This window comes from Streptomyces sp. NPDC014676, from assembly GCF_043084105.1.
In the GTDB taxonomy this organism is placed as follows: Bacteria; Actinomycetota; Actinomycetes; order Streptomycetales; family Streptomycetaceae; genus Streptomyces.
Genome location: NZ_JBIBZI010000020.1, coordinates 72,669 through 87,690, shown reverse-complemented (window position 1 = coordinate 87,690; position 15,022 = coordinate 72,669). Strand labels below are relative to the sequence as shown.

13 protein-coding genes and 3 pseudogenes are annotated in these 15,022 nt (G+C 70.7%); 4 read left to right on the top strand and 12 right to left on the bottom strand.

All coding sequences use genetic code 11. The features are described 5' to 3' along the window. Positions 1 to 95: 95 nt before the first annotated feature. The 4 genes from ACF1DX_RS35730 to ACF1DX_RS35715 all read right to left on the bottom strand — a co-directional run bounded on the left by ACF1DX_RS35730 (position 96) and on the right by ACF1DX_RS35715 (position 4,604). Entirely contained in the window at positions 96 to 737 is a 642-nt protein-coding gene (locus ACF1DX_RS35730) for a chorismate mutase (RefSeq protein ID WP_391795309.1), read from the bottom strand. A gap of 45 nt (positions 738 to 782) precedes the next feature. Next, the gene (locus ACF1DX_RS35725) at positions 783 to 2,156 is read right to left on the bottom strand and encodes an FAD-binding oxidoreductase (RefSeq protein WP_391795308.1); all 1,374 of its coding nucleotides are present in this window, start codon (positions 2,154 to 2,156) and stop codon (positions 783 to 785) included. Between the two features lie 328 nt (positions 2,157 to 2,484). Further along, positions 2,485 to 4,023 (bottom strand): MFS transporter, encoded by a 1,539-nt coding sequence (locus tag ACF1DX_RS35720; protein WP_391795331.1) that lies wholly within the window; start codon positions 4,021 to 4,023, stop codon positions 2,485 to 2,487. Between the two features lie 62 nt (positions 4,024 to 4,085). Further along, positions 4,086 to 4,604, bottom strand: a complete 519-nt coding sequence (locus tag ACF1DX_RS35715; protein WP_391795307.1) for a MarR family transcriptional regulator — start codon at positions 4,602 to 4,604, stop codon at positions 4,086 to 4,088. Positions 4,605 to 5,130: 526 nt separating this feature from the next. On the opposite strand from ACF1DX_RS35715, the gene ACF1DX_RS35710 reads away from it, so the two are divergent. Next, on the top strand, positions 5,131 to 5,874 hold the full coding sequence (locus tag ACF1DX_RS35710) for an NmrA family NAD(P)-binding protein (RefSeq protein WP_391795306.1): 744 nt from the start codon (positions 5,131 to 5,133) through the stop codon (positions 5,872 to 5,874). A 145-nt stretch (positions 5,875 to 6,019) separates the two neighbouring features. Beyond that, complete coding sequence (locus ACF1DX_RS35705) at positions 6,020 to 7,204, top strand: cytochrome P450 (protein WP_391795305.1); 1,185 nt, start codon at positions 6,020 to 6,022, stop codon at positions 7,202 to 7,204. Between the two features lie 138 nt (positions 7,205 to 7,342). On the opposite strand, the gene ACF1DX_RS35700 is transcribed toward ACF1DX_RS35705, so the two are convergent. From ACF1DX_RS35700 to ACF1DX_RS35685, 4 genes and pseudogenes are all read right to left on the bottom strand, one after another. Continuing rightward, complete coding sequence (locus tag ACF1DX_RS35700) at positions 7,343 to 8,158, bottom strand: SGNH/GDSL hydrolase family protein (RefSeq protein WP_391795304.1); 816 nt, start codon at positions 8,156 to 8,158, stop codon at positions 7,343 to 7,345. Continuing rightward, the gene (locus ACF1DX_RS35695) at positions 8,145 to 8,714 is read right to left on the bottom strand and encodes a PadR family transcriptional regulator (RefSeq protein ID WP_391795303.1); all 570 of its coding nucleotides are present in this window, start codon (positions 8,712 to 8,714) and stop codon (positions 8,145 to 8,147) included. Before ACF1DX_RS35695 ends, ACF1DX_RS35700 begins: the two co-directional genes overlap by 14 nt. Before the next feature lie 150 nt (positions 8,715 to 8,864). Then, positions 8,865 to 9,011, bottom strand: a complete 147-nt coding sequence (locus tag ACF1DX_RS35690) for a hypothetical protein (protein ID WP_391795333.1) — start codon at positions 9,009 to 9,011, stop codon at positions 8,865 to 8,867. A 103-nt stretch (positions 9,012 to 9,114) separates the two neighbouring features. Further along, positions 9,115 to 9,474, bottom strand: a pseudogene (locus tag ACF1DX_RS35685) (MBL fold metallo-hydrolase); the annotation flags it as partial. Between the two features lie 662 nt (positions 9,475 to 10,136). Here ACF1DX_RS35685 and ACF1DX_RS35680 point away from each other — a divergent pair. Beyond that, positions 10,137 to 11,366 (top strand): sialidase family protein, encoded by a 1,230-nt coding sequence (locus ACF1DX_RS35680; protein WP_391795302.1) that lies wholly within the window; start codon positions 10,137 to 10,139, stop codon positions 11,364 to 11,366. Positions 11,367 to 11,640: 274 nt separating this feature from the next. Here ACF1DX_RS35680 and ACF1DX_RS35675 read toward each other — a convergent pair. Next, a pseudogene (locus ACF1DX_RS35675) lies at positions 11,641 to 11,925 on the bottom strand (beta-galactosidase); the annotation flags it as partial. Here ACF1DX_RS35675 and ACF1DX_RS35670 point away from each other — a divergent pair. After that, positions 11,925 to 12,107: pseudogene (locus ACF1DX_RS35670) on the top strand (transposase); the annotation flags it as partial. The pseudogenes ACF1DX_RS35675 and ACF1DX_RS35670 overlap by 1 nt on opposite strands. Before the next feature lie 60 nt (positions 12,108 to 12,167). On the opposite strand, the gene ACF1DX_RS35665 reads toward ACF1DX_RS35670, so the two are convergent. The 3 genes from ACF1DX_RS35665 to ACF1DX_RS35655 form a co-directional block, all read right to left on the bottom strand. After that, the gene (locus ACF1DX_RS35665; RefSeq protein ID WP_391795301.1) at positions 12,168 to 12,545 is read right to left on the bottom strand and encodes a hypothetical protein; all 378 of its coding nucleotides are present in this window, start codon (positions 12,543 to 12,545) and stop codon (positions 12,168 to 12,170) included. 449 nt (positions 12,546 to 12,994) lie between these two features. Next, complete coding sequence (locus tag ACF1DX_RS35660) at positions 12,995 to 14,008, bottom strand: ABC transporter substrate-binding protein (RefSeq protein ID WP_391795300.1); 1,014 nt, start codon at positions 14,006 to 14,008, stop codon at positions 12,995 to 12,997. Positions 14,009 to 14,379: 371 nt separating this feature from the next. Then, complete coding sequence (locus ACF1DX_RS35655) at positions 14,380 to 14,943, bottom strand: GNAT family N-acetyltransferase (protein WP_391795299.1); 564 nt, start codon at positions 14,941 to 14,943, stop codon at positions 14,380 to 14,382. Positions 14,944 to 15,022 lie beyond the last annotated feature (79 nt).

Below are 15,022 nucleotides of genomic sequence, written 5' to 3'. Positions count from 1 at the left end.
ACGACCCCATGTCACGCCATGCCAGGGCCGGCCCGTGCGGGCCGGCGAGGCACGGCGCCCCGGTCCAAGAGGCGCCGTGCCGGGAAGGGCCGGTGCTACTGGCCGGCCGGCGCGCACACGGAGTCGGTCGCGGTCCTGAGCGCCTGGCGGTGGAGCGCGTCCAGATGGTCCACCACCGCCCCCGACGCACCGGCCAGCGCGAGCTGCACCGTGCAGGCGATGGGCTTGTCGCGCACGTGCTCCGTGGCCTTGAGCTCGGCGAGCAGGGCCGTGGTCAGCCGGTCGAGCCTGGTGCGGATGGCGCCGAGGTCGGGGCGGGTCGTGGGAGCCTCCTCGGGGTGAGCGGTCCAGCGGGCGAACAGACCGCGCTGCACGACCTTGCTCGCGGTGATCTGGTCCCGGAAGAACGCGACCGCCGCATCCGCGTTCACTCCGGCGGCGTCGGCCTGCTTGCGAACCGACTCCAGCACCTGCGCCTCGCGTACGGGGTCCTCGATCGGCGAGTCGGTGCCGAACTTGGACGCCGCCACGTCGTCACTCACCAGGAGACGCTCGATGACGAGGCCCGTCAGAGGGCCGAGCTTGCCGATCGGCGCGCTCGCCGTGCCGCTCCCGGGACCCGTGCTCGTACGCGCTCCCGCGTCCGCTGCCATGGCCTGGGGAACAGTCACCGCCGTGGTGGCCAGCAGCAGCCCCAGGGTCGCGGCGCAGCGAGTCGTGCGGTTTCGGAGGTTCAAGGAATTGCCTCGTCTCGATGTGTGGAGGGATGGTTGCCCGACCTCTTACGAGGGGTCCGGCAGGGGAATGGCCCGGAAGACGTGGTCGGGATCGAAGCGGTGCTTCACTTCGCGCAACCGTGCGGTGTTCGGGCCGTAGGCGTGTGCGATCTGCGCGGACTCGTCCTCGCCCAGCAGGTTCGGATAGCCGCCCGGAAGGGCGTCGGGGCCGAGAGCATCGGTCAACTTGTCGGCCCAGGCGCGGTGTTCAGTCCCACGGATGTCGCTCGCGTCCCACAGGGCGATGATCTCGATCATGAGGTGCGGGTCGCGGTTGCCGAACGCCGTGTCCGCGACGGGGACGCGTGACGCGGCTCCGTGCAGGCTGTGCACCGACACCGCCGAGTAGGGCGACGTCAGCGTATCGCCGGCGAGGCTCAGCATGTCCCGCACTCCCGGGGTGAGTGACGGCACCGAACGCGAGCGGATCACGACGTGCCGTCCGAAGGGGAACAGCGCGTCGATGCCCGCCAGCATGTCGGAGGTGGTGGTGGGACCCACCTGCGCGACGAGGGGCGTGCCGAGGGTGGCGAGCTGTGCCAGCGCGCGTTCTCCCGCGCCGGTGTCGTCGCCGCTCCAGGTGGGTGAGAGGAACACCGCGGGCTTGCCGTTGGGACCGGGCAGGACGCCGGACTGCACGGTCAGTTCGTCCGGGCTCCCGGCCAGGACGTCCGACAGCGCGGTCAGTACGGTTTCGTCCTGGTCCCACGGGAACAGCATCAGGCCGGACAACAGCGTGGGCACACGGTGCAGGCGCACCCGCATCGAGGTGACGACGCCGAAGTTCCCGCCGCCGCCGCGCAGGGCCCAGAACAGGTCCGGTTCCCGTTCGGCGTCGGTGGTGACGGCCGAGCCGTCGGCGAGGACGACGTCAGCGGACAGCAGGTTGTCCAAGGCGAGCCCGAAGCGGCCGCTGAGCGGCCCGTAGCCCCCGCCGAGCGTCAGGCCCGCCATGCCCACGGAACCCGCCGAGCCCGTCGCGGCGGTCAGGCCGAACGGCTGGGCGGCGGCCACGACATCGGCTGCCGTGGCCCCTCCCGACACCTCGGCGACCTCGGACTCGGGGTCGATCGTCACCTGGCGCATGCCGGAGAGATCGATGGTCAGGCCGCCGTCGCTCAGTGCCCTGCCGGCCCAGTCGTGGCCCCCGCCGCGCACCGTCAACGGCACGTCGTGCATCCGTGCGGCCTGTATGGCGACCCGGACGGCGGCCTGGTCGGCGCACCGGACGATGACGCCGGGACGGGTGGACACGGCACCGTTCCAGATGTTCCGGCCGGCCTCGTAGTCGGGCCCGGTGGTGACCACCCGTTCCGCCGGCACGAGCCGTCGCAGAGTGCCGGCGAGGCGGGCGACGAGCTGTGGGTCTGTGGAAGGCATGGGACTTCTTTCTCTGATGCCGGACAAAGGGCGTGGGCGGCGGGGCTGTTGCCGGCCGCCCACGCCGGCCGCCCCCGCCGGCCGGCACCGGGACGGCCCGGTCGGGACGGGCCCGCGGAAGGGTGGTGACGCGAGGGAGGCGTGGCACCGGGTGCGGTGCGGGCACGTCCTCGATCAGCGGATCCGGCAGGCCTGAGGGGTGGTCAGGCTTCGGGCGGGCGTCAAGGGAACGAACGTTCTGCCTTGTTCATCATGGCAAGGCCTGTTCACGACTGTCAAGACCGAACGTTCTCCATCACCATGTGCGGGTTCAGGCTGCGCGCGCCGGTCAGGACGTACGTCCGGCCTTCGGGACCGGAGCCATGCCGTTGGTGGCGCGCAGCGGGACCTCCTTGATGAACAGGGTGACCACGAAGGCGATCAGGGCAACCGGTGCGACGTACAGGAAGATGTCACCGATGCCGTGGCCGTAGGCGCCTTCCAGCCAGGTGCGGACCGGGGCGGGCAGCAGCGCGAGATCGGGCAGCTTCCCGCTGCCGGACGCCGTCGCGGCCGTGGCCTGGTCCTGGGCGCTGAGCCGGCCGATCGTCGCGAGGGCGTGGTGGCCGATCCGGGTGGCGAGGACCGAGCCGAGCACCGACACGCCGACCGCGCCGCCGAGCGAGCGGAAGAAGGTCACGGTGGAGGACGCGGCTCCGAGGTCACCGACGGACACCTGGTTCTGTGTGCACAGCACGAGGTTCTGCAGGGTCATACCGACTCCGAGCCCGATCAGCGTCATGCAGCCGGCTATGTACAGGTACGGAGTGTCGTAGCGGAGCGTGCCGAGCAGGGCCAGGCCCACCGTGAGCAGGAGGCCGCCCGTCAGCAGCCAGCCCTTCCACTTGCCGGTGCGGGTGATGATCCGGCCGGAGACGGTGGAGGAGACGAACAGGCCGCCGATGAGCGGAATCGTCATGACGCCCGACATCGTGGGGGTCTCACCCCGGGCCACCTGGAAGTACTGGCTGAAGAAGACGGTACCCGCGAACAGGGCGACGCCGACGAACAGGGACGCGATGGAGGCGAGGGCGATGGTGCGGTTGCGGAACAGGCGCAGCGGAATGATCGGCTCACTGGCCCTCGTCTCGACGAAGAGGAAGATCAGCGTCAGCCCCAGCGAGGCACCGACCAGCGTGTACGTCTGCCAGGACAGCCAGTCGTACTTGTCGTCGGCGAACGTGACCCAGATCAGCAGCGTGCAGACGGCGGCCGTGACGAGGAAGGCGCCGGCCCAGTCGACCTTGGCCTCACGCTTGAGCAGCGGAAGGTTGAGGGTGCGCTGCAGCACGATGAGGGCGAGGACGGCGAAGGGCACGCCGACGAAGAGGCACCAGCGCCAACCGAGCCAGCTGGTGTCGGTGATGACCCCGCCGAGCAGCGGACCGCCGACGGTCGCCGCGGCGAAGGTGGCGCCCAGATAGCCGGAGTAGCGGCCGCGCTCCCGGGGCGAGATCATCGCGGCCAGCACGACCTGTCCCAGGGCGGACAGGCCGCCACCGCCGAGACCTTGGATGACGCGGGCGGCGATCAGTGTGGCGGTGTTCTGGGCGAGGCCGGCGACCAGGGAGCCGACCACGAAGATCACCAGCGCCGACTGGACCAGGATCTTCTTGCTGAACTGGTCGGCGAGCTTGCCCCACAGAGGGGTCGAGGCGGTCACGGCGAGGAGCGACGAGGCGACGACCCAGGTGTAGGCGCTCTGGCCGCCGCCGAGGTCGCTGATGATGCGGGGCAGGGCGTTGGTGACGACGGTCGAGGACAGGATGGCGCAGAACAGGCCGAGCAGCAGTCCCGACAGGGCGCGCATGATCTGCGCGTGGGTCATGGGCGCGTCGGTGCCTTCCCCGGGGAGGGCGGGTGACTGCGCACCTGTGCTGGGTGTGGTGGTCATGGAGTACGGTCCTTTGTCCGGTGCGAAAGGTGTCGTGCGGCGGGAGCGTCGGAGGCGGGCGCATCGGCGCGCGGGTACCGCCCCGCCCACACGTCGTCGAAATCGGTACGGAGCCGGGACAGCGGCGTGGTCGGCCGGCGGATGTCCTCGTCGCTCCAGTCGCACAGCCGTGCCGCGAGTTCCCGCGAGCGGCGCTCTGAGAGTTCGGCGAACCGGACGCGGCCCTTGGCGGTCAGGCGCACGATGCGCGAGCGCCGGTCGGCCGGGTCGGGGCTGCGGTCGACCCAGCCGGCCATGGCGAGGTGGGCGACGTAGCGGCTGGTGACCGAGATGTCGATGCCGAGCAGTTCGGTGAGTTTGCGGATGCTGACGGTGTCGTGACGGCTCAGCAGGGTGAGCACCGTGGCGGATCCCTCGGAGCAGCCGGACGGGACGATCCGGCCCGGTTCCCTTCGTACGGCTCCGACGGCGCTGAGTTGGTGCATCAGCTCCTCGTGCAGGGCGTTCGTGGCCACATGCGGCTCCAAATTATTGCTTCAGGCAACTATGTGATCGCGCTGTCGCGCGGGGTGATCCTGTGGGTGTCGGCGTGGGGTGAGTCAGGTGGTGCGGGCCGGGTCCTGACGGACGCTCAAGGCCGGTGAGGGCGTCGGTGCCGGCCGTCCGGACGGGTCGGGGCTTCGAGCCGGGCGCCACGTCGTCTCTGTGGAGCCGTGCTCGTCCGTCAGGCTAGCAGAGCGTGAGGTAGAACGTTCGGTATTGACCGGAAGGGGGGCGCTCGCTAGCGTTACTCGGGAAAGCCGTGGTCTTGCGAACGGGCTGCCCAGGCCGGCGTCGTACGCCCTCCGTTTCATCCGGCCACCCCGATTCGGGACCCGCCTTCGAACCCGGTGACCATGACCGCGGGGCGCGACAGGCGGATCCAGACCTGCCGGTGTCGGGCGGGGTCCGCGTCCCGCCATCGTCCGCCGACTCCGGGGCCTTAGGAGTCCAGGGCCAGGTGCCCTCCCACGTCCGTCGCCATCCTGAGGGAGACCGACCATGTCCAGCAGATCCGCACCCGTCCCTGTCACCGGTGCCACCGGCCGGCAGGGCGGGGCCACGGCCCGGGCCCCGCTGGCGGCGGGAGTGCCTGTCCACGCCCTGGTGCGCGACCCCGCCAACGCGCAGGCCCAGACCATCGAGGCCTTCGGCGCCGATCTCGTCAATCGGCGATCTCCTCGACCGCGATTCCGTCATGCGGGCCTGGACCGGAGGACGCGGGAGCAGATGGAGCCCTACCACTCCGCCGAGAGCAGGATCCAGGACCGCCTGCGTGAAGCCGGGTTTCCCCATTGGACCCTGCTCAAGCCGGGCTTCTTCACGGACGAGTTCCTGCCGTCCACGAGGTTCTGCTTCCCGTGCGGCATCGAGGGCGGTCCGGTGAGCGTCGTGAAACCCGGCACCACGATGTCCCTCGCCGCGGTGGAGGACATCGGCACGGCGACCGCCGCGGCCATCAGCGCGCCGGAGCGGTTCGACAAGGCGGAACTGGAACTGGCGAGCGACTACCTGTCGATGACCCGTATCGCGGAGATCCTCACCCGCGTGCCGGGAGTACCGCTGTCCGCGCCCGGCACGACCGAGACGGAGGCCATCGCCGCAGGGATGCCGCCGATGGGTGCCGCGCACGAGCTGTACGACGTTGTCGGCCAGCCGGCCCGCCCGCAGTACGCGAGGGACCTCGGTCTCCCGCTCACCGGCTTCGAGGAGTGGGCCCGGCGGCGCATGGGCTCCGCAGCCTGACGGGCGCGCACCAGGGCTGTCGCCCGGCCGGCCCCGCGACCGACTCCGAACCCTGTGACGAGGCGGTTGGGCAGCGCCGTGCGAACGAACGCCGCCGTGAGCGCGGACGACAAGGAGAAGGACCACCAAGTGAAAGGAGAGTCACATGACGGACGTCGTTGACCTCGGGGAGTTCGGCGAAACATTCCGTGAGGACCCGCATCCCGTGTACGCGCGCCTGCGAGCACGCGGTCCGGTGCACCGAGTACGGCTGCCGGAACCGGGCGCCGCCCAGGAGCTGTGGTTCATTGTGGGGCACGAGGAGGCGCGCGCCGCGCTCGCCGATCCACGGCTGGCCAAGGACAGCTCGAGGATCGGGTTCACCCCCATCGACGAGGAACTGATCGGCAAGCATCTGCTGACCGCGGATCCGCCTCGGCACACCCGGCTGCGCAACCTGATCACGCGCGCGTTCACGGCCCGCCGCATCGAGGGACTGCGGCCGCGGATCCAGCAGATCACCGACGAACTCCTCGACACGATGCTCCCGTGGGGCCGCGCCGACCTGATCGGGTCCTTCGCCTATCCGCTGCCGATCACCGTGATCTGCGAGCTGCTCGGCGTCCCCGAGATGGACCGCACCGAGTTCCGCAAGATCTCCTCGGACGTGGTGGTGCCGGCCGACCCGGGGAACCTCCGCGCGGCCTTCGTGCGGCTCGCCGACCATCTCGACGACCTCATCGAGGACAAGCGCGTCAGCCCGCCCGGCACCGATCTGCTGAGCGACCTGATCCGCACCACGGCGGAGGACGGCGACCGGCTCTCGCGGGACGAACTGCGGGGCATGGCCTTCGTCCTGCTGCTCGCCGGCCACGAGACCACGGTCAACCTCATCACCAACGCCGTCCACGCCCTGCTCACCCACCCCGAGCAACTGGCCGCCCTCCGCGCCGACATGAGCCTTCTCGACGGCACGGTCGAAGAAGCGCTCAGGTACGAGGGCCCGGTGGAGACGGCGACGTACCGGTTCGCTGCCGAACCCTTGGAGATCGCCGGAGTCCGGATCACGCGAGGGGAGTGGGTCCTGGTCGGACTGGCGGCCGCCGATCGCGACGCGGACCGCTTCCCCGACCCGGACCGTTTCGACATCCGGCGTGACACCCGTGGCCACGTCGCGTTCGGCCACGGGATCCACCACTGCCTCGGCGCACCCCTGGCACGCCTGGAGACCCGAGTGGCGCTTCGGTCCCTGCTGGAGCGCGCCCCGGATCTCGCTCTGGACGGACAGCCGGGGGAATGGCTTCCGGGTGTGCTGATGCGCGGGGTGCGGAGCCTGCCCGTGCGCTGGTGACCGGTACGGCGCCGGGCCCATGGCCCGTGCCGCGGCCCGGCGCCGCGGAAAAGCCCGTAGCCGGCGACCGGTCGTCGCGAGTGTCCTGCCCGCCAGTCGCCCGCCGAGCCGTCCGATCGGGCCGGCCGGTAGCGGGCGTCAGTGGGTGTCGGCCCTTGTCGCAGTACTGCCGTCCGCACGTACGGGGAGGAGAACGGGACGCTTGGCCGTCCGGCCGTCTCCCGACGAGCGTCCCTGCAACCGGCGGGTGAGCCAAGGCCCCAGAAAGCCCGCCAGCCAGCGGAGTTCGGTGGTGGCGGTCTGCCAGCCGGTGGACAGCGGGGCCGTGGGGAGCGGGTGCGTCCACGTGTCGTCGCTTCCGGGGAGCCGGAGGGCGTGGGCGAGTGCGGCGGCGATGCGCTGATGGCCGAGGGAACTGGCGTGGAGACGGTCGGAGCTCCACATGCGGATGTCACCGGCCACGGGGTGCAGGGCCGTCTCGGCGACGGTCACCCCGTGGCGGTGGGCGGCCTGCCGGATGCGCTGGTTGAGCGCGGTGACACGCGGGACGAGAGGACGTGCGAGCGGGCTGATACGCGCGAGATCCGGCACGGTGATCGTGGCCACGCGGGCACCCTGGGCGGTGAGCGCGGCGAACATGGCCTCCAGGTGACCGGCGACCTCGTCGGCGTCGAAACGGGGCCGCAGCAGATCGTTGACGCCCGCGACGACGGTGGCCAGGTCGGGCCGCAGGGCGAGGGCGGGGGCCAGCTGTTCGGCGTGGATCTGCGCGGCGAGGCGGCCCCGCACGGCCAGATTGGCGTACTGCAGAGACGGCTCGTGCCGGGCCAGCTGTTCGGCGAGGCGGTCGGCGAAACCACGCAGGCCGGTCGTGTCGTCACCGTCGCCGACCCCCTCGGTCTGGCTGTCACCCAGGGCGACGTAGCGCAGGTACACCGCTTCAGTGCCGGGCATGGACCTGCCGCCTCTCTTCCAGTACGGCGATCGTGCGGGTGCACCAGTCCCGGTTCTCCCGCTCGAAGGCCACGCCCCGCAGGCAGGTCAAGTAGGGGCCCACGCGGTCGCCGTGGCGCAGGAACTCCGTCTCCGTACGCTCACCGCGCAGACGGTGGAGCAGGTTCTCGAACAGGTCGATCTTGGCTTGGGCGATGCGGGCACGTTCGCTGAGCTGGGCGACGAGGTCGTCGACGTCGACACGGTCGGCGGCCTGCACCTTGACCAGCAGGTCGTCGCGGACGAAGGCGGGCTTGGCCGAGGCGGCCGTGAAGGCCTCCAGCTCTGCCAGGCCGGCCTCGGTCACATGGAACAGCCGCTTGTTCGGCCGGCCGTCCTGCGGCACCTCTCGGCCCGCGACCAGCCCGTCTCTCTCCAACCGGGTCAGCTCGGCGTACAACTGCTGTGGACGGGCGTACCAGAAGTTGGCCACACCGACATCAAAAGCCTTGGCCAGTTGGTAGCCGCTGAACTCCCCGTCGAGCAGCGCCGCCAGCACGGCGTGGCGTAGTGCCATGGATCCGTTCCTCGCATGCCTGTGTAGCGTTGCGGAGCACCCCATCATAGTCTAGAAAATGACTAATCAGTTTTATGACTATGAGGAGGCGCTTCGAGGAGCTGTCCGGGCCGAGTGCGCAGGAGACCGGGGAACCGCCTCGCCTCACGGTCAGGCCGGCCAGCGCCGTGCCTGTCCGGCGAGGACGCGCCCGAACCGGAGCTCGGGGAAGTGCGCCCCGGCGCCGAGGGTCGTGCCGTCCTCGAGTTCCCGGAACAATCGCTCGCGGATCCGTCGCGCGAGGGTCCGGGTCGACATCGCCGATCGACTGCCAGGTGGGTTCGTCGAGTCGCACGCGGCAGACGATGGCGTCACCCAGGAGCAGCGCCCGGCGTCCCTGTGAGGCGACGACGACGCTGAGGTGCTCGGGAGTGTGTCCAGGAGTCATGGTCAGGGTGACGCCGGGGGCGATGGTGGTGTCGTGGCTGACCGGGCGCAGCAGTTCGCCGCGTTCGGATGCGGCGCGGAAACCATGCCGAATGTGGTCGAACATCCAGACGTCGGGATCGGCGACGAAGTGGTTCCAGTCGTGGGCGCCGAACCAGATGCCGGCACGGGTGAAGACCGGAGCGGCGTCCTTGTCGAACAGCCAGCCGCAGTGATCGGCGTGCAGATGTGTGCAGACGACGTCCGTGATGTCCCGTGGGGTGACGCCGACGGCGCGCAGGCCGAGCAGAAGCTGGCCGCCGACGAGCAGTCGGCGCGGGCCGTCGTCCCGCATCTCCGGCCCCATGCCGGCGTCGACGAGATTCTGCGCGGCCGGCATCGGATCGTCGACGCATAACGGGCGCGTCGAGCATGGCGGCACCCACCCTGTGCAGCGACGCGAGACGGCCCCCGGACCCGCCCGGATGCTCCGCCCGCGCGCCCGCCGGCAGTTGGTGGGCCTCCCGGACGAGCGCTATGCCGTCGCACGTCGAGCAGGCGAACCGCACGATCGCGCTGGACGCACTCGTCGACACGGGCCAGGCATCGGCCGCCATGTCGATCGACGACGACAACCCCGTGGCCGGCGCCGGCTCGCATCCGACCGACGACCCGACGACACCCGCGCCCACCACGATCGCCTCGACTCTGCTTGCCATGAGTCCCCCCACCTCGCGCAGGACCCTGACGGAGTCCGGTCCGGGGCCCGCCTTGAGGGTGGGCCCGCCTTCCTGGCGAAGAGGAACGGCGCCCCGCCGGGCTGCGGACGGTGCGTCCCGGCCCCGGGCCGCGTGGGCTCAAGGTCCGCCCCGGTCTCGTTCGCCCGCCCCCGCAGGCCTCCTCGACGCTGTGCCATAGGCCGGTCGGCTCCCGGCGAACGGCTTGGCTCCCACCCGTTTACATCGATGTACATTGCGCTTTAGCCTGACCCGCGTCTCCCCACCCGAAAGGAACACCATGGTGATCCTGAGACTTCGGCCTGCCCTCGGACGGCACTGGATCCTCGTGCTCGCACTGACCGGCGTACTCGGCCTGCTCGCAGCCACTCCCGCCGCCCCCTCGCCCGTTGCTTCCGAGGCGAGGGCCTCCCGCCCTGTCACCCCCACGGCCACCGGAACGCCACTGCGAGACGGAACGGGCCTGTATCCGCGGGTCATCCGGCTCGCGCACAACGGTGCGGCCAACGGGCGCGTCCTCGCGAGTGCCGTCACCTTCGACGGCGACAACGGCATCGGAGCGATCCACGAGAGCACGGACTCCGGGGCGACCTTCCGCGAGGTCGGCCGGGTCGCCGATCCCGACTCCGCGGCAGGCCAGGGACTGTGCTGTGCCACCCTGTTCGAACTGCCGCGCCGCGTGGGCGCGTTGCGCGCGGGCACCCTGCTGTGGGCCTCCTCCGCCGGGCAGGACGAACCGGACCGCCGTATGGCACTGCGGATCTGGCGCAGCGAGGACGTCGGCCGCACCTGGTCCTACCTGTCGTCCTGCGCCGTCGCCGGCGGTACGGGCGGGCTGTGGGAACCGGAGTTCTCCGTGGCCGCCGACGGCGCCCTGGTCTGCCACTACTCCGACGAGACCGACCCCGCGCACAGCCAGAAACTCGTCGCGGCACGCAGCTACGACGGGGTGAACTGGCAAGGGCACCACGACACCGTGGCCAGCACCCGGGCACCCGACCGGCCCGGCATGCCGGTGGTACGACGGCTGCCGAATGGCACTTACTTCATGAGCTACGAGATCTGCAACCCCGGCGGCCAGTACCAGTGCGTCGTGCACTACCGCACCTCCACCGACGGCTGGAACTGGGGCAACCCCACCGACCTCGGCATCCGCCCCGAGACGGCGGACGGCAGGTACTTCCGCGCCACCCCCACCATCGCGTGGGCGCCCACCCCGGGCGGCGGGGGCAACGGGCGCATCCTGCTGATCGGGCAGCGCCTGCTCAACCGGGACGGCACGCTCAACGCGGGCAGCGGACGCACGATTCTCACCAACTCGCGCAACGGCAAGGGCGCGTGGGTCGCGATCGACGCACCGGTGACCGTGCCGAACCCTGAGGTGAACTACTGCCAGAACTACAGTTCCCCGCTGCTGCCCTCGGCGGACGGCAAGCGAGTCCTCCAGATCGCCACCGACTTCGAGGGGTCGGTGTGCCGGGCGTATTACGCGACGGGCAGGCTGCCCTAGCCGCGGGAGGACCCCCGTGGGCCCCTTTCCCGGTGCCGGCGGATTTCCGTCGAGCGGGGCGAGGGGCCCACAGGCCCGGGCGGCCCGACACGGACCCGGCCGTGTGACGCACGGCCGGTCGTCGCCACCTTCGTCGGCCGCCTCGTCCTTCGGGAAACAGGCCGGAACCGCGGCCCCCTTCGCGGCCGCGCGTTGACGCCCGTGGTCTGCCGGAGCGACCACGGGCGTCGTGCACGGGCGGGCGAGGACACCGCTGAAGGAGGCGTGAGCGGGGTCAGTCCTCCGCCGGTTCCTCGATCGCCGAGGGGCGCTGCTGTGCGGTGCGGACGCGCTCGGTGTCGAGCTTGGAGCTGCGGCCGAAGCGGTGGATGCCGTTGCGTTCCTGGAAGACGTCGGTCAGCTGGGTGTAGCAGTAGCCGAACATGTCACGGTCGCCGAGGAGCACTCCGGTGAGGCCGGCGAACCGGGCGTGGAACTCCTCCTCGTCGCGGACGCGTTCGCCGTAGCCCCAGGATTCGGTGCGGTCGTCGCCGGACCGGGCCGCGGCCGCCTCCGGGTCCGCTGGTCAACTCCCTCATGGGCGTGTCCGCCCGGCTGCTGCGCAAGGAGTACGACAGCCATGTCCGGCGATACCTGTGGGGCGGACACTTCTGGTCCGGCTCGTACTTCGCCGGGTCCTGCGGCGGTGCACCACTGACCGTGGTCAAGCAGTACATCGAGCAGCGGAAGCGACCCGTCTGACCGTCGGAGAAGCCACGCGGCGAACCCCGCCGCCGCGCGGGTCCGGGCCAAGGATGCGCCTCACCTCCTCCCTGAAGGGCGGAGCACTGCGCAAGGCCAGAGGTAGACGAGGCTGAACACGCCAGGGACCCGACACGTCGCCATGTCTCCGATGGCCACGGGCACCTCACCGGAGCCGGGCTTCCCGCCCAGTTCCTGAGCCGCAGGCCGCGACTTCTCGATGCCGGCGACACGAACGCCTCGCGCGCTCAGCGGAAGAGCGACGCGCCCCGTGCCGACCGCGAACTCCGAGGCCGGGTTCCGGCCCACTCTGCGCTGGAGGAAGGAGACTGTCGGACCGAGGACTTCGGGCGCGTACATCTGGGCGGACGACTTGTCGTAGTCTCGCGCGACCTGCTCGTTCCACACGTCTGCGTCCATGACGGCGAAGACTTCCACGCCACCCGCCGGGCAGGCCATCGGTTTACCCCCTGCGCTCCGTCCGGACCGCTGCGACGGGGTGGTTCCAACGGCACGCGTCAAAGGGTGTCGCTGAATGCGGGACGTCCGGGCATGGCATCGCGGACATGACCTGGCCGCACCGCACCGGCGACCCGCCTGATACGACCCGTGACACACCTTTGCAGCGCCGGCCGGACGATCCACACGGGCTTACGTGTTCATGACTTCCGGTCGCTGCGCAACCGCGCGAGTCGCCGACGCGGACCGCGCGGGTCGACGGGTTCGAGCGCCCGTACCGGCCCGAAGGCCCGGACAATGCCCATTGCCCCGACCTGCGCGGTTCCGGCGGGTTCAGCGCCCGCGGTGGGCAGTTTGCCGTGCACGCCTCTCCGGCTGGGAGTGGTGTCCGGTGGTGCGTGGGCCGGGGTCCGGTGACGCCTTGCGCGTCATGTGCCGCACTTGGCCGGCAGTTCGGTGGAGGCCCCGCCGGGCAGGTACGAAGCGTCCATGAACGCGCAGTACTCGACGTCGCCCTCGAACCCGCTGACGACCGCGGCCTCGGTGCCGCGCTTCAGTGCTGCGGGGTTGAAGCCCACGTTCCACACCTTCGAGGCGATGGCGCCCTCGACCACCGAGGCCGCCGCCTTGACGGGAAGGTCGACGTGCTCGGCGTAGATTCTCGCGGCGGCGTCCGGGTTCTGGGCGATCCACTGGGTCGCCTCCTGCCAGCCGGCGAGGACACCTCGCACCACATCCGGGTGCTCCTTGGCGTATTCCGGGCTGGTGGTGATGACGCTCTGCTGGAAGTCGGTGATGTACTCGCCGGTCGAGACGACCTTCTTGAACTTGCCCTCGTTGCGGCTCGCCAGTGACGGCGGCAACCAGGCCACGTCGACGGTGCCCGCTTCGAGCAGGGCCGCGCCCTCGCCGACCCCGCCCGCGGCGACGCGCTCGGCCTTCGTAGGGAGCCCCGCCGCCTTCGGGAGCAGGAATGACAGCGCGTAGACCGAGGAGCCGGGGTTGGTGTAGGCCCACTTCTTGATGTCGCGGAGTTCGTCGACACGGTCGTTGTCGGCGAGCGCGTAGAAGTCGCCCCCGTAGGGACCCTGCGCGCCGCCTCCGACCGTGAGCACCGGGATGTCCTCCGACCACGCGTCGAGGACCGACTTGTAGCCGATCTCGCCGATGGGCATGCCGCCGGAGAGCTGGGTCCGCAGTGTCGCGCTGCCACCGCTGCCGGCGACGATGTTCTCGACGACCACTCCCCGCTCGGCGAAGAACCCCTGCTTCTGGCCGACCAGCCAGGGGACGACGTAGAACTCCGTGGCTGCCAGCACGGCCACGTCGATCGTCACCGGGTCCTTGGGGTCGGCTTTCTGGCTTCCACCTCCGCCGCAACCCGAGAGGACGAGCAGTGATGACAGGACGACGGCGGCTCGTGCCCTGAGGCTTCGTCGCATGGCGTGCTCCGATGGCCACATCGTGGCAACCCTTGCCACGAGGAAGCGCCAAAGTAGAGGCTGGGTTTCAGCGGAGTCAATACAAACGGCACATCTTCCACGACTGTCGAGGAGGTGCTGGCTCGGCGTACCGGATTGCGGCGGAGTGTTCCGTGTGGCGAGTCAGGAGGCCCGGACGAGAGGCACGACGATCACGCTGACGCGAGGCGTGCTCGCCATGGTCCCGGCCGGGGCTGCCCCTGCTCTGCTCCCCGGCCAACCTCACCGGCACCGCACCGAGTTCTGCGTGGGTCTGCGGACAGACGGCGATGTGAGCCCGGCCGAAGCGCCTCTGCCGCTGGGAGGGCACCGAACTCCGTGCGCCGAGGTGATCAGCCTCGCCTACGGAAGTCCAGCATGCAGAAGACCTTGTCGTAGCGCCGTTCGCCGACGGCGACGAAGTCCGGCAGACGGCCGTACTCCGTGAAGCCCAGCGACCGGTAGAGGCGCAGGGCGGCGGTGTTGTCGCCACGGGCGTCCAGGGTGAGGACCTCGATCCCCGCCTCCCGCGCGTCGGCGATCAAGGCGGTGGTCAACGCCCGGCCGATGCCGCGGCCATGAGCGGTGGAGTCCACTGCGAGCTTCTCCATGTCGGCGTGCGGACGGTGCGTCGGCCGGCCGTAGCGGAGCCAGTACCCCCATCCGGCGAGCCGACGGTCGAGGTAAGCCACACGCATCGCGGCATCCCCGGAACGCGCCGCGGTGACGACATCATCGAGGAGTGCCGCCACCTCGTCGCGTGAAGGCGGTTCGACCCAGCCCAACGCGGCACCGCCGCGGACCAGGTCCGTCAGCATCCGGTGAACCGACTCCGTGAGCCCGGCCTCCAGCTCCGGCTCGGACGCCAGCTCCGTGGCACCCAGAATGGCGAGTCCGGAGGTTCCATCGCCGGTCACGGCCGATTCCACGGCCAGCAGTCTACGTCGTCGGCCGTCAGCGCCGCCCGGCGTCCGGAGGGAGTGGCGCCGCCGCCTC

Coding starts and splice junctions, on each gene's coding strand:
- ACF1DX_RS35690 (WP_391795333.1), bottom strand. CDS start 9,011: ATGTCGACCCGGACCCTCGCGCGACGGATCCGCGAGCGATTGTTCCGG.
- ACF1DX_RS35720 (WP_391795331.1), bottom strand. CDS start 4,023: ATGACCCACGCGCAGATCATGCGCGCCCTGTCGGGACTGCTGCTCGGC.
- ACF1DX_RS35680 (WP_391795302.1), top strand. CDS start 10,137: ATGGTGATCCTGAGACTTCGGCCTGCCCTCGGACGGCACTGGATCCTC.
- ACF1DX_RS35700 (WP_391795304.1), bottom strand. CDS start 8,158: ATGCCCGGCACTGAAGCGGTGTACCTGCGCTACGTCGCCCTGGGTGAC.
- ACF1DX_RS35660 (WP_391795300.1), bottom strand. CDS start 14,008: ATGCGACGAAGCCTCAGGGCACGAGCCGCCGTCGTCCTGTCATCACTG.
- ACF1DX_RS35710 (WP_391795306.1), top strand. CDS start 5,131: ATGTCCAGCAGATCCGCACCCGTCCCTGTCACCGGTGCCACCGGCCGG.
- ACF1DX_RS35725 (WP_391795308.1), bottom strand. CDS start 2,156: ATGCCTTCCACAGACCCACAGCTCGTCGCCCGCCTCGCCGGCACTCTG.
- ACF1DX_RS35705 (WP_391795305.1), top strand. CDS start 6,020: ATGACGGACGTCGTTGACCTCGGGGAGTTCGGCGAAACATTCCGTGAG.
- ACF1DX_RS35695 (WP_391795303.1), bottom strand. CDS start 8,714: ATGGCACTACGCCACGCCGTGCTGGCGGCGCTGCTCGACGGGGAGTTC.